Here is a 21,074-nt window from a genome sequence, read left to right as displayed (position 1 = left end):
TCAATTTGGAAGCATCAAGCTTCAGTTACTGCAAACTTATGCTTCTACTTACACTCACCACGCGCGACGCGAAGGCGATTTTATGGCTGGGGGACAGGGATTTGAACCCCGATAAACAGATCCAGAGTCTGCTGTACTGCCGTTGTACGATCCCCCAGCACAATGAGAATTGGGGAAATAGAAGATAGCATCCAACAATACTTATTGCAAACTTAAGATGGCAGAGGGCACGACGCGACAGACGCACAGACGCCAGACGCGACAGACGAACGTCAGGGACGCGCTGTATCGCGTCCCTGCCGTTTACTTTCTTGGATTGGACCGGAACGCCATCTTGCGGGGGATATGGGCTCCGGGATAGAGGAGGTTTAATATCGCGGTGGTGGTTCTCCTGCTGTTTGAACGGTAATGATGCCGGACATCGTATTGGATCCATGAACCTGACAGAAATAAGGAAATGCTCCTGCATCCGTAAAACGGAAGGTGAACGTTTGGCCGCGGTTCAAGTTGCCACTGTTAAAAATCAGCCCGGCGCTCGATTCGGATCCGCTTGTAACCGTGTGCGGGTTGTTTCCATTCACTGTCCAGGTAACGGTATCCCCCGCGCTGATGGTCAGATTGCCATTTCCATTTGTTGAGGAAAAGAAATTATCTCCAATCGTTATATTTTTGCCGGCAGACGTACTTTGAAAAAAGAAAAGCGCTCCGCGGATGCGAAATGTTGCTGCACTTCCCGCAGCGATAGCATCGGCGTCTTCGGTGGAATCTTCCCAGACAACAATGGCATTTCCAACCTGAGCATCGTAAGAAGTTGTCGGGTTTAGAGCGTTGGTGAAATCCGAGGTCGCCACATCGAACGGATTATTCTGCACGGAACCTGAGGAGGTGAGCGCCATGGCGCGAACTCGATTCCCGAAAGTCCAGACCGGAACGAATTGATTGTTTCGTGAATCAAACAGGATGCTTGTTTGCTCCGAATTATCATCCGATTCACCTGTAATCGATACTGCTCCGCCGGCAACACGCCCGGAACGCGCGACTTTCCTGCGTTTGAGCGTATCGTTATCGCTCCAGAAAGCGAAACCGGTTCCTGCATCTGAAAAACTGGAATCAGCGAAAACAGAATTCAAATCCGGATCGGAAGGAGATACGGTAAGCGCCTTATTCTTTTGCAAAGAGCCATCCGGTTTGATTCGCAGTCCAATCAATTTAGCCGCAGTCCCATCCGATTCTGTAAGCAGAGCCAGCAATTTTCCCGTGTCCTGGTTTGTGGAGATGTTCAAGGACCGGTAAGTGTTGCTGCCGGAAGCCTGTTTCAATGTAAGCACGGAGCCTGACGGGGTTCCATCTGCATTCAACAAAATGCTTTTGACAGACGTGCCGCCATCACTGATCCAGAAGAGCAGGAATTTTTCATCGACCGGATCAAACGAAAGTCGCGGAATCGAACCGGTGACACCAGCCTCTATTTCTTGCGCCCCGCCAACTTTCTTTAAAAGATTGTTGAAAAGCTGAACCTGAAGTCCGGAGGCATTTTCGTAGGCGAGTAGATAGTTATAGTTCACCGAATCAAAAAAGATATCGAAGCTCTGCGGTGCGCCACTGACTTTGCTTGCGAGTGTTTTTTTGGAGCGTAATTTGCCATCCGATTCAATACGCCGTCCAATGATTTTGTCGGTTGACCCTTGTCTCCAGGCGACCAGCCATTGATGATCAAAACCGTTTCTCACAATGCGAGGAGTTCCCTGAACGCCGGAAAAATCTTTCGAAGAAATCTTGAATGTTTTAATAACCGTTTGCGCGGATGCGGCTGCGATCCCGATGAACAGAACTAGTATCGCAAGAAAAATTCGCCTGCACATGATGATGATCCTCCTACAAATCCTATTTACGTAGTAAACCGGTTGACAGTCAAGAAAATGGGCATTATTTAACGTTTGCATAACAATTAACAAAGTAGCGCGGGCGTCTCGCCTGCGAGTCCTGCGAGTCGCTGGCCAGAGGCCCGCGCTACTTTGCTTATGTTAATCTCTTCCTTGTATGTCGCTTGCTAGAAAGGCTGGAGCATTCTCGATTGCGACCCTGATCAGCCGGATTCTCGGATTGATCCGTGAAATGGTGCTGGCCAAATATTTTTCGGTGTTTGCGACGGATGCATTTTTTGCGGCGTTCCGGATTCCCAATTTGTTGCGGGACCTGTTTGCAGAAGGGGCGTTAAGCGCGGCTTTTGTTCCGACTTTTACCGACTATTCACAGAACAAAGGCAAAGAGGAAGCGTGGCGGCTCGCAAATATCGTCCTGAATTTATTAACAATCATTCTCAGTCTACTGACTCTGATCATCCTTTTTGGAGCGCGATATCTGGTTTATGCCCTGGCGTCAGGCTTCCGCGAAATTCCGGGAAAAATTGATCTGACAGTCCAGCTCACGCAAGTGATGGCTCCGTTCCTTCTGGTGGTCGCGCTTGCGGCTGCAGTGATGGGGATCCTGAACACACAGGGTCGTTTCTTTCTTCCTGCTGTTGCGCCCGCATTCTTCAACGTCGCCAGCATACTCGCAGGGATTTTTCTTGCGCCTCAAATGAAACGCTTCGGCGTAGAACCGATTGTCGCCATGGCAATCGGCAGTCTGGCAGGAGGCGCGCTGCAGCTATACGTTCAGCTTCCTTCCCTTTACCGCTGTGGCTACAAGTACCAGAGCGTCATTCAGTGGAATCATCCCGGCGTTCAACGAATTTTCGGCCTGATGATTCCGGCGATGTTCGGACTGGCCGCAACCCAGATCAACATTCTAATCGACAATCAGCTCGCATCTTATCTTGGCGATGGCCCGGTGTCCTGGCTGAACTATGCTTTCCGGCTTATGCAGCTGCCGATCGGAATTTTTGCGGTCGCCATCGCAACGGTGAATCTGACAACGGTTTCACGAAAAATTGCTTCTAATGATTTAGAAGGAGTGAAATCGGATTTAAGCGATGCGATCAAACTTGCAGCATTCCTGGATATTCCCGCAACAATGGGTCTTATCTTTCTTCGTTATCCGATTGTTCAGGTTCTCTACGAACGCGGACGGTTTCTTCCGGAGTACACCATTTTTACCGGGGATGCCGTCCTTTTTTATTCACTCGGACTCTTCACGTACTCTCTGGTCAAAATTTTTACTCCCGTTTTCTATGCGTTGAACGATACGAAAACGCCCGTGAAATATGCGGCCTATGTGATCGGCGCAAAAGTCATCGTGAATCTCGCTTTGATTAAACAGCTCGGCTTCCTGGGGCTGGCGCTTGGAACGTCTGTTGCTTCCCTGATCAATGCTTTCCTTCTATTCCGGGCGCTCGAAAAGAGAATCGGGCATTTTGCGGACCGGCGCCTTTATCTGTCGATCCTCAAGATTACGGTGGCAGCCCTGATCATGGGCGCCGGCGCGTGGGCGTTGCATCTCTGGATGTCTGAAATTTTCGGCGCAGACAACCTGATGGAGCGCGCGACGGCCCTTGCCATCAGTATATTCGGAGCTCTCGGGATTCTGTTCGTCTCCAGTCACTTGTTGAAAATCGAACAAGCTACAGAGATGTTGAATTTTGTGCGAAAACGTCTCCCGTAACCGTTATACTTATAAATATGATCCCATTGGAAGAAAAATCAGAACTCATTTACGACTGGAACAAGCTCGAAGAGCAACCCCGGCCAAAAAATCTATTGCTCGATGATGAAACGCTGCGCGACGGTTTGCAATCCCCTTCCGTAAAAGATCCTTCGATCGATCAAAAAATTCGTTTGCTCCATTACATGGATCAGCTTGGCATCGACACGGCAGACATCGGTTTGCCGGGAGCCGGACCAAGAGCAAAGGCGGATGTGCTCGCTCTTGCAAATGAAATCGGGCGAGCAAAGTTAAAAATCAAACCAAATATCGCAGCCCGAACGGTTATTTCCGACATTGATCCGGCGATTGAAATCGCTCAGAAGACCGGAGTCGAAATTGAGGTGTTTTGTTTTCTGGGATCGAGCCCGATCAGACAGTACACGGAAAACTGGACCATCGATATCCTCTTAAAACACACCGAAGCTGCGATGACACACGCTGCAAAAAGCGGACTTCCGTGCAGTTATGTTACGGAGGATACCACCCGTTCGGATCCGGAAACTCTGGAGAAGCTTTACAAAACAGCAGTGGAATGCGGCGCCCGTGGCGTCGTGATCGCAGACACTGTCGGACACGCTACGCCGGCGGGAACCACGGCGCTGGTCCGTTACATTCGCAAAGTTGTCGGCGACAAAATCCGCATTGACTGGCATGGACATCGCGATCGCGGAATGGGCCTCTCCAATGCATTTGCAGCGTGGATGGCAGGAGCCGACCAGGTGCATGGCGCCGCAATCGGCCTGGGAGAACGAGTCGGAAATACTCCCATGGATTTGCTGCTTGTCAATTTGCGGTTGTTGGGATGGATCGATCGCGATCTTTCCTGTTTGAAAGATTATTGCCAGCTGGCTTCCGAAGCCACCGGCATTGCCATTCCTCAAAACTATCCGGTTGTTGGAAAAGACGCATTCCGAACGGCAACAGGAGTTCATGCAGCAGCTGTAATTAAAGCTTACAAACGAAAGGATGAATGGCTTGCTAACCATGTTTACTCCGGTGTTCCCGCGTATCTCTTCGGATTGCGGCAAAAAGTAGAAATTGGGCCGATGAGCGGAAAATCGAACGTGCTTTTCTGGCTGAGCGAACATGGCATTGAAGCAACGGAAGAACGAGTGACCCGCATTTTCGATGCAGCAAAGAAATCGGACCGTCTTCTAACGGACGAAGAAATTCAAACGCTCGCGCAGTAACGCACCCATGAACAATTCATTTCCTCTCAACGCCAGCCCGGCCCTCTTGCGGGATTTCGACCTACTCCTGGATTATGTCGATAACCATATAAACGAATATGTGCGGGATCTAATCCAAATTTGCGAAGTTCCAGCCCCCACTTTCCACGAAGAGAAGCGTGGCAAATTTTTTGCTTCCTTTTTTCGCGACATCCCGAATGTGCATTTGGATGATGTGGGCAATGTGATTATCCCCGTTTCGCGAAACGGAGGACCGCATGTCGTACTTTCCGCGCACCTGGACACGGTTTTTTCGTTCGCGGAAATTGTTGTAACTCGAAGCGGCACGGTTTTGCAGGCTCCGGGAATCTCGGATGATTCCGCCGGGCTCGCCTGTTTGATCCTGCTTTACCGCGGACTGAGACAGGCAGGATTTCTCACGAAGGGATCACTGACCTTGCTCGCAACAGTAGGAGAAGAAGGCCTGGGGAATTTGCGCGGCGCCCGTAATTTTTTCGATAAGTTTCCTGAACCGGTGGATTATTTTATTTCGCTGGATGGATGCGATGCAGATCGGCTTGTGACCGTCGGCCTGGCGAGCAAGAGACTCCGGATTTTTTTGCGTGGCCCGGGAGGCCATAGTTGGGGCGATGCAGGCCTGGCTAATCCGATTCACGTTGCGGGAGAATTTCTTTCCAAAGTGGAGCGACTCGTGCTACCTCAGAAACCCAAAACCACCTTGAATGTGGGAATCATTAGCGGAGGAACGTCCATCAATACGATTCCGACAGAAATGTCGATGGATCTCGATCTGCGAAGCGAATCGATGGAAACTTTGATTTGGCTGGATCAATGGGTATTTAAGACTTTGCAAGAGAATCTGGAGAACAAACCTGCTATTCATTCCGAAATGGTTGTTGTCGGCAACCGGCCGGCTGGAGCGATCGCGGAGAATCATGTACTGGTGCGGCAAGCAATCTCTGCTAACCGGCGTTTTGATCTAGAAGCAAAGCTGGAGACCGGCAGCACCGATTCCAATATCCCTTTCTCGCTTGGAATTCCTGCACTCACCATGGGGGTCGGGGGCGTCAGCGGAAAAATACACACTCCCGAAGAATGGTATGACGTGCGTGGCGCCGAAGCGGGAATCAAAAGAACAGCACTGTTAGTTGCAGAATTATTAAACGGGACGACGCAATAGTCGCGTTCCTGAGATTTATGTGTAGGATTTTCTTTCTCATCATCTCTCTCTTTTTCACTGCGGTAGCTTCAGCGCAGACGAATCCTCTTTTTGACAAGCTGCAGGATGCGATTTTGAAACGCAATGAGCGGGCCTTTCTTGCGTTAGTCCTGCCCGATTCGCAAATTCGGCAGAAGGAATTCTTCAGATCTGTCCTCGCTTTTCCGTACGTAAGTGGCGTGATCCGACTCGCAGAAGAAAAAGGAGACAAACTGGTTCTCCATGTTTTTCTGCAAGCGAGCGATCAAGCGCGTTTTGAATCCTGGATTGTGCGAACACAAGAGGATCAGAATCAATCGCGAATTCGCAATTGCCAGGCGATCAATGCGATCAGCGGTCTCTATCGTCTGAGAATGGGAGACCGGCCTTTCATCGTTCGCAATTTAAAATACAAGCACGTGGACGCAACCATTCATTTTCAACAGGGGCATATCTTCCATATCGAAACGGGATCAAAGCTTGCGGGAATTTTCTTTCTCGGTGAGGCTTCCTTTGAATTCGATCCGCCCGATCCCATTGAACGCCAGCAGGTAAACTTGTTCGTAAAACAGCCCAGAGTTCAGACCACCGCCACAAGCATTTTTATTCGCAGTTCTCCTGACACACTCGAACACATGCTGGAACCTCTTGCGAAACAAACGCCGGACCAAAATCCAGGCCTTTATGCAAAGGCACAGTCCGAGTCAAAAAACGTTGAGCGGAATGTCTATAGTGTGCGTGTTCCTTTCAGCGATGAATTATGGTTTGCCCAGATGGAAGAAGGGGAACTCTATTGCGAAATGAAAACAGCTCTTGGCACATTGCAATACCAGCATTCCCCGGGAGAAGCGGATGACATTTTGCTGGCGCAAAAAGATAAAGACCAGATCATTTCACTCTACAAATCAAATCCGGAAAAGTCTGCGGATGATTCAGTTAATGATTTCAAAATCCAATCTTACAAAATGAAAATGCGCTTTCAGCCGACCGCTACACACCTCAGCTCCGTAACCGAGGTTAAACTGAAAAGCGCGATCGATACCACCTCCATCGTCTTCCGCCTCAATCCGGAGCTGCGCGTCTCGCAAATCCGCAGCAGTCAGGGATATTTGATTTACTTTCAAGAAAAGCAAACGAACAACCTGCATCTGATCCTTAACGAAACGCTCGAAAAAGGAAAAGAAATACTTTTGGAATTCTACTACCAGGGAAAAATAGCGCCTGAAAAACGAAGCTCAGAAACGATGTTGCTGCAGACCGGGTCCGATGATTTCTATCTACCACCTACGTACTTATATTCCAATCAGTCCCTCTGGTATCCGCAGCTTGCATCCAGACCTTACTCGGGCGTGGAAGCCTCCATCACAGTTCCGGAGAATTATGCGGCGATCATCAACGGTGTCCGAACCGGTGTGGATAGCACGAAGGGAAATGTCACTTTTTCTTACAAGTGTCTGCTTCCGGCAAAGTATTTTTCACTTTTCGTTGGCCGGCTCGATTCTCATCTACGCCATGAATCGATTGTCCCGATCGACGTTTATTACTTGAGCCTCGATAAGAACGCTGCCAAGGATTACGCTGCCGCGGCCGATCGCATGCTGCGATTTTATTCGGGCTATTTCGGAACTTATCCGTATCAGAATCTCGCGATCATTCTCCGGCCGGTGCATCAACCCGGCGGACATGCTCCCGCCACGGTTGCAATTGTGAACCGTGTGTTCAAGTTCTTCCAAAGAAGGTTTGGCAGAGACCCGCTTCATGTTCCGGAGTATCCGCACTTTTTGCTGGCTCATGAAATAGCCCATCAGTGGTGGGGACAAACGGTCGGTTGGAAAACCTACCATGATCAATGGCTATCCGAAGGATTCGCCCAGTTCGCCGCATGGGAATATATACGATCGCAACAAGGGGACGCAGCCTGGAAAAGACTGGCGGACATCTTCCAGGAGTGGGTAGAAGAGAAATCATATGCAGGCCCTCTGATTCTGGGAGCGCGCCTGGGACACATTAAAGATGATCCGCAGGCTTATTCGGCATTGCTTTATAACAAAGGAGCTTTCACGCTGAACATGTTAAAGCACTGGATGGGCAAAGAGAATTTTTTAAGTTGCCTGAAAGAGTTTTTTGAAGCGTATCAGTTCAGGAGGGTTGGGGTTGAAGAATTCGTGCTGATTGCACAGAAACATTCCAAAGAAGATCTCAAACCATTCTTCCAACAGTGGCTTTACCGGTGGGACCTTCCTGAAATTCGCTGGTCCAGCCGGACAGAAGTGGCTGGATCGGATCTTGAGTTAAAAGTAAAAATTCAGCAAAACCAGGAGAATCTCTACCAATTAAGAATCCCCATGCAGGCGAAAAGTAAAACCGGAGAACTCTTCCGTTTTGTTGCGTCCATAGAAAAACAGGAAGAAGAAGTGCGCGTGACGCTTCCGTTTGTGCCGGCTTCCCTTGAAATGGATCCTCTGCATGAAACGCTGATGAAAATGTCAGTCCCCGGTAAATAAACCGCCAAGGCGCCAAGAACGCCAAGCTGAATCCAAACATAAGTATTTTTCTTGGAGTCTTGGCGTCTTGGCGGTTAATATTAGATATGACCTCCTTCAGAGGACGAGTCAAGGCGCGCATACTCGATGCGCCCTCCATTCACCGGGCGCTCAACAGAATGGCTCATCAGATTCTCGAACGGAATCCTAACCTGGACGAAATGGAGCTGATTGGAATCGGGGAACGGGGGAATCTGCTCGCACAAAGGTTGGCGAGCATCTTTAGAAACCTGGAGGGAAGAACGATTCCAGCAGGAGCTTTAGAATCGAAAAGAAAGTACAAGACAATTGTGCTCGTGGATGCTGTGATTTTTACAGGACGCGCCGCGCACCACGCGATCGCAAGCATCCTTGCTCAGGAACCGGTCGAATGCATTCAACTCGCCGTGCTCGTGGATCGGGGAAACCGGGAAGTCCCTGTGCACGCTGATTACGTCGGAAAGAGTGTGCCTACGGCGGCGGATGAGTACGTTGAAGTTCGATTGAAAGAACTGGACAATGAAGAACAAGTCGTGATTATGGAAAAACACTGAATGCATCTGCTGCTAAAGAACGGCCGTTTGATCGATCCTTCCCAACAACTGGATGACTTGCTGGATATTCGCATCGCAGGAAACGAGATCGCGGAAATCGGACGCAATCTGAAAACAGACGGGGCTCAAGAACTGGACGTGACCGGTCTCATACTAGCGCCGGGGTTCGTCGATATTCATGTGCATCTGCGGGAACCTGGCAAAGAAGAAGCGGAAACCGTAGCGACCGGGACGCGCGCAGCGGCCGCCGGGGGCTTCACAGCAGTCGCATGCATGCCGAACACGAGTCCTCCCAATGATAGCGCGGCAACTACTGAATTCATACTACAAAAAACGAGAGAAGCGGGCGGTATTCCGGTTTATCCGATCGCTGCGGTCACGGTTGGCCAGCAAGGAACGGAACTGACCGACTTCGCGCAACTCAAAAATGCGGGAGTGGTTGCGGTTTCCGATGACGGTAAACCGGTGTTTGATTCTTTGCTGATGAGACGGGCACTGGAAAACGGCAAGCAATACGACATGCCAGTAATCGATCATTGCGAAGATCCTTACCTGTTCAAAGGAGGCGCGATGAACGAAGGGATTTGCGCAACACGTCTCGGAATTCGCGGGATTCCAGCGGAAGCAGAAGAAATCATGGTGGCCCGGAATATTTTGCTCGCGAAATTGACTCGCGGACATGTGCACCTTGCGCATTTGAGCACGGCCGGTTCGATGGATCTGGTTCGCAGAGCAAAAGCGGACGGCACTTCCGTGACCGCGGAAGTAACACCTCATCACTTTACTTTGACAGAGGAAGCGGTTGAACAGTATGGAACAAACGCCAAAATGAATCCGCCTCTCCGGTCACAAAAGGATGTCGATGCGGTTTTGCTTGCGCTCTCCGATGGAACGGTGGATGCCATTGCATCGGACCATGCGCCGCATCCTGCGAGCACAAAAACGGTAGAGTTTCATCGGGCGGCTTTCGGCATCATCGGGCTGGAAACAGCTGTATCGCTGGGTTTGGACAGACTCTGCAATTCGAGCGCCATCGGATTAAAACGTTTTGTTGAATTATATAGCCTGAATCCTGCGCGAATTCTAGGCATCGCGCGCTGCATACGGGTTGGCACAGAAGCCAATCTGACATTGTTTCATCCTTCGAAGCAGTGGACAGTCGATGCTTCAAGGTTCTTCTCAAAAAGCAGAAACACACCGTTTGATGGCTGGTCACTTCGTGGCTGCCCCGTGATTACAATTTCCCGCGGTGAAATTGTCTGGTCCTCTATGAACCGCCAAGACGCCAAGGCGCCAAGGCGCCAAGATAGAATTTAACTTTTTCTTTTTCTTTACTTGGCGTTCTTGGCACCTTGGCGGTTTAAAATTAGATGCTTTTCCGGAAGGCTTCCAGTGCCTGTTCTAAATCCTGCTCCCCGTGAGCCATGCTGATGAAATTCGTTTCAAACTGGGATGGCGCCAGATAGATACCCTGATTCAACATGTTCCAGAAGAATTGTGCATAGGCCTTCGTGTCGCACTCCTTTGCCTCTTTGAAATTCTTCGGAGGCTTTGCGCGAAAGAACAACGTGAACATTGATCCGAAGGTAACCAACGAGATTCCTTTGCCTGTTAAAACCTCGCGAAGAGCATCAAAGAACTTTGTTGAACGCTGGTCCAGCTCTCTGTAAAGCGATTTGTTATGTAGAATCTTCAAAGTCGCAAGCCCGGCAGCCGATGCGACAGGGTTTCCGGAAAGTGTTCCAGCCTGGTAGACAGGTCCCAAAGGTGCGATGCAACGCATGATTTCAGCGCGTCCGCCGTACGCCGCCAGGGGCATTCCGCCACCGGCAATCTTTCCGAGACAGGTCAGATCGGGCCTGATTCTGTAATATTCCTGAGCCCCGCCATAGGAAACCCGAAACCCTGTGATCACTTCATCGAAAATCAGGAGAATGTTTCGCTCCCGTGTAAACGCGCGAAGGTCCTCCAAAAACTTTCTTTCAGGAGGAATCAGGCCCATGTTCGCTGCAACCGGTTCCAGAATCACCGCCGCCGTGTCCGCAAGCACTTCTTCAGACAAATCTTCGAAGGCTTTGACAGAATTGTATGCTATGGATATAGTATTACGGCTATAGTTGCGAGGAACTCCAGCGGAATCAGGCAGATCGAACGTGGCGACTCCCGATCCGGCGGAGGTCAGCAAACCGTCATGATGGCCATGGTAACAGCCTTCGAATTTTACAATGTTGTTTTTGCTCGTAAAACCGCGTGCTGCGCGCAAAACCGACATCGTCGCTTCGGTTCCGGAGCTGACCAGACGCAGCATTTCCATGGACGGAAAAGCGCCACGTATGGATTCTGCCAGCTCGACTTCCACGGCAGTGGGCGCACCGAACGTGGTTCCTGCGGCTGCCTGCTCTTGAATCGCGCGAATCACATCCGGATGCGCATGGCCCAGAATAAGCGGACCCCAGGATCCGACAAAATCCACATATTCATTTCCGTCTGCATCCGTGATCCGGCAGCCTTTTCCACTTTTGATGAAGAGAGGGGTTCCCCCCACCGCTTTAAATGCGCGGACCGGACTGTTGACTCCGCCCGGCATCAGTTCTGAAGCGCGCTGAAACAGTTCACTCGACGTTTCTTTTTTCATAGGGAAGATGAACCTTTGAGCACTTAACTGCGGTGCTGTTCTATCTTATAAAGGAAGTGCGTTTCGCCAACGCGAATGATATCCCCTTCTTTCAAAATCGCGCGCGTCACTTTCTTTTCATTTAGAAAAGTTCCATTCGTGCTGTTCAGATCATAGAGCACGTGTCTTCCATTCTCCGGAATAACCCGGCAATGCTGGCCCGAGATCGTAATATCGTCCAATCGAATTTCATTTACGCGCGAACGGCCGATGGAAACGGGAAATGCGCGGTTCAAGGAAAATGTTTGGCCTAAGTTTTTCCCTTTGCGAACCACCAGCATCGGTGTTTCCATCAGGACAAATGTTTTGCTTAGCATCTCTTCGGATACCGGTTTTTTTTCCAGTAACTCGAGGGGGATGGCTCCGATGCGATCATCATCCAGAAGTATTTCCTGAGTGCCATCGGCGGGCGCTGTAACGGGAACCTGTATCTGCTTGGTCTGACGCGTTTCACCCGTCGAACAGACGGGGCAGATCGTTTGGTAAGGATCGAGTCGTCTTCCACACGTTGGACAAATCCGCGGTTCCGTGCGGTACGCTCTTGCAACGATGATTCCAACCACGATCACCGCCACCGCTCCCAGCAGCAGTAGCAGGATCCATTTGTACGGAACGCGGGACTCCTGCGGGCTTTCCACGGGAACACTGACCGCAGGGGGAGTCACTACTGGAATGGAGGGCCCCGGCTGCTGAACGGATGTTGGTTTTGCAGCCTCATTTTGAGGCACTGCTTTTTGTGAAGCGATGGATGTTTGCAATTGATTCACAAGATCAGTGGAAGTGATGCTGAAATACATGCCATTGGTCAGCCGCGCCATGCGCTCCAAAATCTTCCGGTTCGCTTTCCCGACACCGACAGCATAAATCGCAATTCCCTTGGAATTGGCGTAGCCAACAACATCTTCAAGCACAGTAGCGCTCTTTGTATCGATTCCATCTGAGATGATCAAAATGGCTTTGTGCTCTGCCTGAATCTCCGAAAGTTCCTTTGCGGAATCGTAGGCCGCATCGTAGATCATCGTGTAGGATTCGTTTGCTTGAACGGTCTCCAGATCCGACGGTTCGATCTTCTTCATATCGTTACCGAACTGATAAATCAGTTTTGTGCCGTCCAGTTGCGCAACGATCTCCTGAATGAGCGTTTTGGCTTTCTGGAAATCTTGAGGCGAGATGGATTTGCTGTTATCGAGCAATATGGCGGTAGCCTGCTTTTCCGCAGCAAAAAGCGGCAGCGACACGAAGACAATCAAAAAAACCAGGCACTTCTTCATGGGACCTAAGTAGAATCTTATCATAGCATTCATGGGTGGAAATTTATCTGTGCCGGACTACACGCGACCAGAAAGGAATTCTTCAGGTTGAAGAGGCTCAATTGGGGCATTTCGATAATGCTTCTTGTTTCGCGTTATCAGATACTGTGCTCTACACAAAACAGCTGCCGCAACCTGCAGTGAATCCTCGAGATCCTTCAGCGGCAGCTGTAGGGCAAAAACTACACTGGAATTGTCGGTTTCCGCAACACGCACAAAACAAAGCAACTCGCTAATGAAAGCTCTTGCATTTCTTTCGGACCCTGCAGCTCGTAGAACATAGTAAAGATTAGAAACAGAATGCCAGGCGATATATGCGGAACCGGCACGCTGCTCACACCAGTCCAAAAGCAAAGAGCTGCTCTCCGAATAGGGCTTACGGTCTGTGGCAACATCCAGCAGAATGTTGGTATCCAGCAGGATCTTCATGAAGGAGTTTTGTGATGATGTCTGAGCAAGTAATTCATTCGTGCGCTACCATCACTTCTTAACTGAAACCGTCCCTTCCATCGAGCAGAAAAGGACGTCTCATTTCCTGAAGTCATATCCCTGAGATGCTCCTCTACCATTCGGGAAACGGACGTTTTGTGACCTCTGGCCGCTTGTTTAGCCCTTGTAATCACGTTTTTTTCGACTGTAATAGTTAACTTTGTCTTCATACGTATCGATATAATCTTATACGTATAGATTTGTTCAAGCAAGCCAGGGGGGCGTTGGTGGCGGTTGAGCTGGAAGCCTACGGCTCCTTACGCCATATCGGTCGCGGGCAGTTTGGATGCGGCAACGATCTTGTCACCTTCTTCGACATCCATCAGGCGCACACCGATTGATTGACGACTCGCGATCCGTACATCATCTGCCGAATAACGGATGATCATTCCCGACTGCGTCAACATCATGATTTCATCGCCCGGATTGACTTTTTCAATGTCCACAATCAAGCCGTTGCGCGGCCTGATCTTCATATTGATCAATCCGCTTCCTCCGCGATTTTGAATCCGGTACTCTTCCAGCGGAGTCCTGCGGCCAAATCCGTTTTCGGTGATGGTGAGTAGCAAATCGTTGTTGCTCACGATTTCCATACCGACAACGTAGTCATCCGGTTTCAGCCGTATACCTCGAACACCGGTTGCAGTGCGTCCCATTTCACGGAAACCGCTTTCAGGAAAACAGACCGCTCTGCCATAGGCCGTTCCGATAAAGATATTCTGGTTTCCATCGGTTACATGAGCCGTAATGAGCTCATCGCCTTCGCGAACGTTCATGATACGGAGTCCGTTGCGGCGAATGTTTGCCAGTGCATCGAGCCGCACTTTCTTGATAATGCCCTTGCGGGAAAGGATCGTGACGTATTTTTCACCTTCAAAGCTGTTAACCGCGCGGAGGCGGGCAATCTTTTCATCCGGATCCATTTGCAAATCGAATTGGGCCATCGCTTTCCCTTTCGTGGAAGGAGGAAGATCAGGCAGCGTGTACGCTTTCAAACTGTAAACGCGCCCCTTTTGCGTAAAGATGAGAATATCGCTGTGCGTGGAAGCGACCTCCATTAAGTCGAGGAAATCCTCTTCTTTCGTTTTCATTCCAATGCGCCCTTTGCCGCCGCGTCTCTGGCGATTGAAAGAAGAAAGCGAAGTGCGCTTGATGTAACCGGAGTGTGTGCACGTGATAACCACCATTTCTTCGCGAACCAGATCCGCAAGCGAAATCTTTTTCGGTTCCTGGTCCAGAATCTCGGTCCGGCGTTCATCACCGTACTTCTCTTTCATTTCCTGCAGCTCTTCGATGATGATCTTGTCGATCAAAGCAGGTTTCGCAAGAATCTCTTTGAGCTTCTCGATTTGTTTCAGTAATTCGGTGTGTTCATCAACGATCTTTTGACGTTCCATCGACGTCAGGCGCTGCAACTGCATATCGAGAATCGCCTGGGCCTGAATTTCGGTCAGTTGAAATGTGGCAATCAAACCTTCGCGCGCTTCTTTCGGGCTGGCGGAACGGCGAATCAAACTGATCACGGCATCCAGATGATCCAGCGCAACGATCAAGCCTTCCAGAATATGAGCGCGCGCCTGGGCTTTTTTCAGCTCAAACTCGGTTCTGCGATGAACAACTTCGCGGCGGTGAAATACAAAATGCTCCAGGATGTCGCGCAGGTTCAATACCTGAGGTTTTCCATCCACAATGGAGAGAAAAATCACACCGAACGTGTCATGAAGACGGCTGTGTTTGTAAAGATTATTCAGAATGACTTCTGCGTTTTCGCCGCGGCGAAGCTCAATCACAATGCGCATTCCGTGACGATCCGATTCGTCGCGCAGATCGCTGATTCCTTCGATCCGCTTGTTGCGCACCATATCGGCAATTTCTTCGATCAGCTTTGCCTTGTTTACCTGATAAGGAATCTCATGAACGATGATCGCTTCACGAGTTCCCTTCTCCATTTTTTCAATCGTGGCTTTTGCGCGGACCTGAATGGTTCCGCGGCCCGTTTTGTAGGCGGTGGCAATATCGCTGCGCGAATAAATTGCGCCTCCGGTTGGAAAATCCGGACCCGGAATGTATTCCATCAATGTGTCAATGTCGGCTGCCGGATTCTGAATTAAATGAATCAGCGCATCACAAACTTCATTCAGATTGTGCGGAGGCACATTGGTAGCCATCCCGACCGCAATCCCGGAAGAACCATTCAACAGAAAATTAGGGATCCGTGTGGGCAGAACAATCGGTTCGTTTGTCGTTTCATCGAAGTTGGGTTGAAAGTTGACCGTTTCCTTATCGATGTCTTGCATCATTTCCATTGCAAGACGGATCAAACGGCATTCTGTGTAGCGGTAATGCGCGGGAGGATCGCCATCGATTGAGCCGAAGTTCCCCTGTTTATCGATCAGGGGATACCGCATGTTGAAGTCTTGCGCCATGCGGACGAGCGAATCATAAACGGCGGCATCACCGTGCGGGTGATACTTCTTTAACACTTCGCCAACAACACCGGCGCACTTGGAAAACTTTCGATCCGGAGTCAAACCTTCCCGGAACATCGCGTACAGAATGCGACGATGCACAGGTTTGAGCCCGTCACGCACATCGGGCACCGCGCGGCCCATGATTACGCTCATCGCGTAATCCAGATAGGAGCGCTTTATTTCGTCTTCAATGTTTACCGGTAATTGTTCTTTTGCTATGTCCATTTAGCCTCAAAATTGGCAGGCGAGACGCCCGCGCTACTTTGTTTAAACGTCCAGATTCTTCACTTCCAAAGCGTGTTCAACGATGAAGGTTTTCCGTGGATCGACCTCTTCGCCCATCAGTGTGGAAAAGATCAGGTCCGCTTCGTACGCGTCTTCGATTCTGACCTTGAGCAGCACGCGAATTTCGGGGTTCATCGTTGTGTCCCAGAGCTGTTCGGGATCCATTTCTCCCAGGCCTTTGTAACGCGTGATTGTCCAGCCTTTCTTTCCGCTTTGCTGTAACGTCTTGAATAGCACCTTCCAGCTACTCACCGTCATGCTGGTTCCATTTTCCTGAACGTGAATCTTGTCAGACCTGAATTCGGAGATCATCCGGTAAGCATCTTGCAACTTTAACCACTCGGGTGACGCGAACAGATGCCAGCTGATTTTTGATTGCGGCTGGTTCTTCAGTTTTACGTCCATTTCGTACAGGCCGTGTTCCGGATCCTGATGAACCATGGCCGCGGCTCCCGGATTTGCCTGCAAAATCCTCTCGCGGAGTTTTTCCAGATTGGAAGAATCCATGAAAAATTTCTTGTCCATCGGCGGCTCCGCAAGCAGTTGCTCGATCAAAACGGAGGAATAACCGCGCTTCTCCATTTTGTGCAGAAGCGTTTCCGCCTCACTCATTTTGGCGATCGCCTGGGACAGCTTTTCCCCTTTGAATTCCTTTTTTGAATCGCCATCCACCGTGACGGTGTACTCATCGGCGACATTCTTCATCAGGTGAGTTTCCAGCTCACGATCATCTTTGATGTAAATCTCTTTCTTGCCTTTTTTGATTTTGTAGAGCGGCGGTTGAGCGATATAAAGGTGGCCGCGTTCAATCAGCTCCGGCATCTGGCGGAAGAAAAATGTAAGGATCAACGTACGAATGTGAGATCCGTCCACGTCCGCATCTGTCATGATGATGATCCGGTGATAGCGGAGTTTGCTGATGTCAAAATCTTCCTTTCCGATTCCGGTTCCCAGCGCAGTGATCATCGTGCGAATTTCCGCATTGGAAAGCATTTTGTCGAATCGCGCTTTCTCCACATTCAAAATTTTTCCTTTCAATGGAAGGATTGCCTGGAATTTGCGGTCCCTTCCCTGCTTTGCGGAGCCACCAGCCGACTCACCTTCCACCAGGTACAGTTCGCAATGCGCGGGATCCCGCTCCTGACAATCCGCAAGCTTGCCGGGCAACGAATCCATTTCAAGAGCTCCCTTCCGGCGCGTGAGCTCTTTTGCTTTGCGCGCTGCTTCACGGGCCCTTGCCGCATCAATGGACTTCATCACAATCTTGTCTGCAACAGCGGGATTCTCTTCAAAGAATGAACCCAGTTTGTCGTTTACCAGAGACTCGACCAGGCCTTTGAGCTCGCTATTTCCCAGTTTGGATTTGGTCTGTCCTTCAAACTGAAGCTGCATGGAATTGGGAATCAGAACGGAAAGCACAACAACGCAACCTTCGCGGACATCTTCTCCCGTGATTCCTTCTTTGAAATCTTTCAGGAGATTGTATTTCTGGGCGTATGCGTTGATCGTTCTCGTTAACGCGGACCGGAATCCGGACAGATGCGTTCCGCCCTCTTTTGTATTGATTGAGTTTGCGAAAGTGAGAACATTCTCGCTGTAGGTGTCATTGTATTGAATCGCCAGATCGATGATCACCCCATTCCGTTCGCCACGAATGTAAATCGGTTCGGGATGAAGCACCTGCTTGTTCTGATTCAAATACTTCACGAAGGAGACAACTCCGCCTTCGGATGAAAAGACCTGCGTTTTATCCAGACGTTCGTCGATCAGCTTGATCGCGACCCCGCCGGTCAGGAACGCCAGCTCGCGAAGCCGCTGGGCGAGAAGGTCATGGCTGAATTCCAGCGACTCAAAGATTTCCGGATCCGGCTTAAAGTGGATTTCGGTTCCTCTTCGCGTTGTAACACCCACTTCTTCTAATTGTGTAGTAGGCTCTCCGCGAACGTAGGACTGCGTATAAACTTTGCCGTCACGCCAGATTTCCAGGTCGAGCTGCTCTGAGAGCGCGTTTACGACCGAAACACCGACGCCGTGCAGACCACCCGATACTTTGTAAGCGCCTGTGTCAAACTTGCCTCCGGCATGCAAAACAGTCATAACAACTTCCGCAGCCGACTTTTCTTCTTCACTGTGCCAATCCACAGGAATGCCGCGACCATTGTCAATTACAGTGATGCTGTTATCGATATGAATCGTGACTTCGATTTCGTTGCAAAAACCAGCCTGCGCTTCATCAATACTGTTATCTACGACTTCGTAGACAAGATGGTGAAGCCCCATCGGACCGGTTGTTCCGATGTACATGGCCGGCCGTTTGCGGACAGCTTCCAGACCGCCCAGGACCTTGATGCTCTCCGCCGTGTAGTCGGCGCTTCCGTTTGATAGATTGTTTAACTCATCCATAATCTCACCTCTAGTAGGGGCGACCCTTGTGGTCGCCCGCACGGGCAGAGACAAGCCCTACCCCTATCTCTCCAGTAATTTTCCACTTGCAATCTCGAACCTTCGCATGTCTCCATTTCCGGAAAATAGCTCCGGACGGGACGAGCTGATGAACGTCTGGTATCGTGTTTTCACTGTTTCCAGAAAAGCGCGGATCCTGCGCTGATCGAGCTCCGAGTCCAGATCATCCAGCAACAAAACAGGACAATCCTCGCGCCATCGTTCATAAAGTTCCAGTTGCGCCAGCAAAAGCAACAATAAGAACGCACGATGCTGCCCTGAAGAACCATATTTGCGAAGCTCACGATCATTCATCGTCATCAAGACTTCATCCCTGTGCGCGCCCAGCAGACAGGAACCATACGCAATCTCACGATCCATGCCTCGCTCCAGACTCGACTTCACCTGTTCTTCCGGCGCCAGAAAGGAACTTCGCAATCCGGCATTCAATCTCACATCATCGTCAAAAAACAGACTTTGTCTGCTCTGCAATAACTGCTGCAGCTCACTTACATAAGCTGACCTGTGTCTCACAACCTCGAGACCATGCTGCAACAACTGAACATTAAAGGAGCGAATCTCTTCCACGGTTTCCTTTCGGCCGGTCTCGCCGCGCTGCAGGCTTTGTAACAATGCATTTTTTTGCCTGACCGCGCGATGATATTGCAGCAAAACCGGCAAATAACCGGGCTTGCTGATGGCAATGGAACGATCCAGAAGTTTTCTGCGCTCTTCCGGTCCTCCGCGGATCACTTCCAGCAACGGATAACTGAACAGAAACACGTTGAAAACACCGATGTACTGCAGCGTATCCACTTTCTTGCGATTCAACACCAATTGTCTTTCCCGTTCACCCAGCGAGATCCCTAACTGATGCTTGCTTTCCCCACACTGAATCATGCCCTGCAGCAGACCGCCGGGTTCCCCGAACTGGAGGGTCTCCGAAAGATGCCTGGTCCGGAAAGAACGCAGTGTGGAAAGGATAAAAATCGCTTCCAGCAGGTTTGTTTTTCCCTGCGCATTTTCGCCGAAAATTACATTCATTCCAGAGCCGGGGCTCAGGTCAATGTCCTGTAAATTCCGGAAACGTTGCGCAGTAAATTTTTGTAATTCCATAGCTCAGCGCAGGCGAGACGCCCGCGTTACTAAAATCTCATGGGCATTAGTACGTATCTGTAATCGAATTGATCGTTGCCTTTCGGTTTCATCAGTGCAGCTGTGCTTTCCGTATTCAATTCAATAACAACTTCTTCCGCTGTGATGCCGCTTAAAAATTCCGTAATGTACTGTGAATTAAATCCAATCTTTAAGGGAGTTCCGTCATATTGAATGTCCATCGTGTCGGAAGCCTCTCCCATTTCCGGATTTGCGGAAGAGAGTTTTGCGCTTCCTTCTGAAATGCTGAACTCCACGGCCCGAGATCTCTCATTGGAAAGAACCGCAACCCGCTGGATCGTTTTCATCAATTCGACGCTGTTAAAAACCGCCAGTTTGTCATTGTGAAGCGAAATGAATTTTTCATAGTTGGGAAATTGCGCCTCAATGTTCCTGGACAATAGCAGATGAGAATCGACCTGGAAAAATAAAAAGTTCTCAAATCGGCCGAATCGCACTTCCTCTTTCGCATCCGCAAGCAGTTTTTGCAGTTCCCCTAATGCTTTGCGGGAAACAATTACTTCCAGCTTGTCTGAAGAGAGTTTGGATTCGACTTCATTGGAAACATAAGCCAGCCTGTGTCCATCGGTACCTATAAACAACAAACGATTTCCTTCGATTTGAAAAAGCGCCCCGTTCATGGCGTAACGAATGTCCTCCTGGGCTATGGCAAAAATCACCCGTTTGATTCCTTCTCGCAAAACTGCAGCAGGCAGCGTGATCGTTCTAGTTCCCTCAATTTCAGGCAAGGAAGGATACTCTTCGACAGGAAGACCTACGAGCTTGAAGTGAGCCGATCCGCAACGAATATCAACCCAGTTGTTTTCCAGCTTACGAATCGTTAGAGCGCTGAGGTCGGGAAGTGTCCTCACAATCTCAAAGAGCTTTTTCGCTGGAACCGTAGCCTGGCCCGGTTTCTTGACTTCCGCATCCGCGCGAATCTTCAATGCCACTTCCAGATCAGATGCTGTCAGCTCAATTCCATCCTTGTCCGCAGTTAACCTAAGGTTTGCAAGAATTGGCATCGTGTTCTTTCGTTCAATGATGCCTTGCAATAACTGAAGCTCTTTCAGGAATGGTTGCTTGATTACCTGAATTTCCATTTCTGCTGCGCTTGCCATGTTTCCTCCAGATCCATT

The 21,074-nt window shown here is 49.9% G+C and carries 14 protein-coding genes and 1 tRNA gene; 6 read left to right on the top strand and 9 right to left on the bottom strand.

Annotated features, from left to right (window positions below; genetic code table 11):
• Positions 1 to 83: 83 nt before the first annotated feature.
• Together L0156_00595 and L0156_00590 are read right to left on the bottom strand one after the other, a co-directional pair.
• Positions 84 to 157 (bottom strand) — tRNA-Gln (locus tag L0156_00595).
• Positions 158 to 368: 211 nt separating this feature from the next.
• Positions 369 to 1,862, bottom strand: coding sequence for a plastocyanin/azurin family copper-binding protein (locus L0156_00590; GenBank protein MCI0601489.1), 1,494 nt, complete (start codon positions 1,860 to 1,862; stop codon positions 369 to 371).
• Between the two features lie 178 nt (positions 1,863 to 2,040).
• Here L0156_00590 and murJ point away from each other — a divergent pair, with 178 nt between their 5' ends.
• The 6 genes from murJ (at position 2,041) to L0156_00560 (ending at position 10,426) form a co-directional block, all read left to right on the top strand.
• Positions 2,041 to 3,603, top strand: coding sequence for a murein biosynthesis integral membrane protein MurJ (gene murJ, locus L0156_00585; protein MCI0601488.1), 1,563 nt, complete (start codon positions 2,041 to 2,043; stop codon positions 3,601 to 3,603).
• Positions 3,604 to 3,620: 17 nt separating this feature from the next.
• A complete protein-coding gene (locus tag L0156_00580) occupies positions 3,621 to 4,835 on the top strand; it encodes a LeuA family protein (protein MCI0601487.1) in 1,215 nt (404 codons plus the stop codon).
• A 7-nt stretch (positions 4,836 to 4,842) separates the two neighbouring features.
• Complete coding sequence (locus L0156_00575) at positions 4,843 to 6,015, top strand: M20/M25/M40 family metallo-hydrolase (protein MCI0601486.1); 1,173 nt, start codon at positions 4,843 to 4,845, stop codon at positions 6,013 to 6,015.
• Between the two features lie 17 nt (positions 6,016 to 6,032).
• Entirely contained in the window at positions 6,033 to 8,537 is a 2,505-nt protein-coding gene (locus L0156_00570) for a hypothetical protein (protein MCI0601485.1), read from the top strand.
• Between the two features lie 86 nt (positions 8,538 to 8,623).
• Complete coding sequence (locus L0156_00565; protein MCI0601484.1) at positions 8,624 to 9,109, top strand: bifunctional pyr operon transcriptional regulator/uracil phosphoribosyltransferase; 486 nt, start codon at positions 8,624 to 8,626, stop codon at positions 9,107 to 9,109.
• Complete coding sequence (locus L0156_00560) at positions 9,110 to 10,426, top strand: dihydroorotase (protein MCI0601483.1); 1,317 nt, start codon at positions 9,110 to 9,112, stop codon at positions 10,424 to 10,426. It abuts the gene before it with no gap.
• A 49-nt stretch (positions 10,427 to 10,475) separates the two neighbouring features.
• Here the strand turns inward: L0156_00560 and hemL are convergent, their stop codons facing one another.
• The 7 genes from hemL to dnaN form a co-directional block, all read right to left on the bottom strand.
• Positions 10,476 to 11,744 (bottom strand): glutamate-1-semialdehyde 2,1-aminomutase, encoded by a 1,269-nt coding sequence (gene hemL, locus L0156_00555; GenBank protein ID MCI0601482.1) that lies wholly within the window; start codon positions 11,742 to 11,744, stop codon positions 10,476 to 10,478.
• Between the two features lie 23 nt (positions 11,745 to 11,767).
• Positions 11,768 to 13,054, bottom strand: coding sequence for an FHA domain-containing protein (locus L0156_00550; protein ID MCI0601481.1), 1,287 nt, complete (start codon positions 13,052 to 13,054; stop codon positions 11,768 to 11,770).
• 57 nt (positions 13,055 to 13,111) lie between these two features.
• Positions 13,112 to 13,522 carry a PIN domain-containing protein gene (locus L0156_00545; protein MCI0601480.1) on the bottom strand — a complete coding sequence of 137 codons (411 nt, stop codon included), beginning with the start codon at positions 13,520 to 13,522 and terminating at the stop codon, positions 13,112 to 13,114.
• Positions 13,523 to 13,839: 317 nt separating this feature from the next.
• Positions 13,840 to 16,278, bottom strand: coding sequence for a DNA gyrase subunit A (gene gyrA, locus L0156_00540; GenBank protein ID MCI0601479.1), 2,439 nt, complete (start codon positions 16,276 to 16,278; stop codon positions 13,840 to 13,842).
• Between the two features lie 42 nt (positions 16,279 to 16,320).
• A complete protein-coding gene (gene gyrB, locus L0156_00535; GenBank protein MCI0601478.1) occupies positions 16,321 to 18,741 on the bottom strand; it encodes a DNA topoisomerase (ATP-hydrolyzing) subunit B in 2,421 nt (806 codons plus the stop codon).
• Positions 18,742 to 18,804: 63 nt separating this feature from the next.
• On the bottom strand, positions 18,805 to 19,896 hold the full coding sequence (recF, locus tag L0156_00530) for a DNA replication and repair protein RecF (GenBank protein ID MCI0601477.1): 1,092 nt from the start codon (positions 19,894 to 19,896) through the stop codon (positions 18,805 to 18,807).
• Between the two features lie 29 nt (positions 19,897 to 19,925).
• On the bottom strand, positions 19,926 to 21,056 hold the full coding sequence (gene dnaN / locus L0156_00525; GenBank protein MCI0601476.1) for a DNA polymerase III subunit beta: 1,131 nt from the start codon (positions 21,054 to 21,056) through the stop codon (positions 19,926 to 19,928).
• Positions 21,057 to 21,074: the final 18 nt, after the last annotated feature.

This window comes from bacterium (assembly GCA_022616075.1).
Lineage (GTDB): Bacteria > Acidobacteriota > HRBIN11 > JAKEFK01 > JAKEFK01 > JAKEFK01.
The sequence above is the reverse complement of the archived record's forward strand: the minus strand, read 5'-3'. Positions and strand labels throughout refer to the sequence as shown.

What these genes read in the sequence shown, in the direction of transcription:
- L0156_00590 (MCI0601489.1), bottom strand. Translation starts at nt 1,862, where the DNA reads ATGTGCAGGCGAATTTTTCTTGCGATACTAGTTCTGTTCATCGGGATC.
- murJ (MCI0601488.1), top strand. Translation starts at nt 2,041, where the DNA reads ATGTCGCTTGCTAGAAAGGCTGGAGCATTCTCGATTGCGACCCTGATC.
- L0156_00580 (MCI0601487.1), top strand. Translation starts at nt 3,621, where the DNA reads ATGATCCCATTGGAAGAAAAATCAGAACTCATTTACGACTGGAACAAG.
- L0156_00575 (MCI0601486.1), top strand. Translation starts at nt 4,843, where the DNA reads ATGAACAATTCATTTCCTCTCAACGCCAGCCCGGCCCTCTTGCGGGAT.
- L0156_00570 (MCI0601485.1), top strand. Translation starts at nt 6,033, where the DNA reads ATGTGTAGGATTTTCTTTCTCATCATCTCTCTCTTTTTCACTGCGGTA.
- L0156_00565 (MCI0601484.1), top strand. Translation starts at nt 8,624, where the DNA reads ATGACCTCCTTCAGAGGACGAGTCAAGGCGCGCATACTCGATGCGCCC.
- L0156_00560 (MCI0601483.1), top strand. Translation starts at nt 9,110, where the DNA reads ATGCATCTGCTGCTAAAGAACGGCCGTTTGATCGATCCTTCCCAACAA.
- hemL (MCI0601482.1), bottom strand. Translation starts at nt 11,744, where the DNA reads ATGAAAAAAGAAACGTCGAGTGAACTGTTTCAGCGCGCTTCAGAACTG.
- L0156_00550 (MCI0601481.1), bottom strand. Translation starts at nt 13,054, where the DNA reads ATGAAGAAGTGCCTGGTTTTTTTGATTGTCTTCGTGTCGCTGCCGCTT.
- L0156_00545 (MCI0601480.1), bottom strand. Translation starts at nt 13,522, where the DNA reads ATGAAGATCCTGCTGGATACCAACATTCTGCTGGATGTTGCCACAGAC.
- gyrA (MCI0601479.1), bottom strand. Translation starts at nt 16,278, where the DNA reads ATGGACATAGCAAAAGAACAATTACCGGTAAACATTGAAGACGAAATA.
- gyrB (MCI0601478.1), bottom strand. Translation starts at nt 18,741, where the DNA reads ATGGATGAGTTAAACAATCTATCAAACGGAAGCGCCGACTACACGGCG.
- recF (MCI0601477.1), bottom strand. Translation starts at nt 19,896, where the DNA reads ATGGAATTACAAAAATTTACTGCGCAACGTTTCCGGAATTTACAGGAC.
- dnaN (MCI0601476.1), bottom strand. Translation starts at nt 21,056, where the DNA reads ATGGCAAGCGCAGCAGAAATGGAAATTCAGGTAATCAAGCAACCATTC.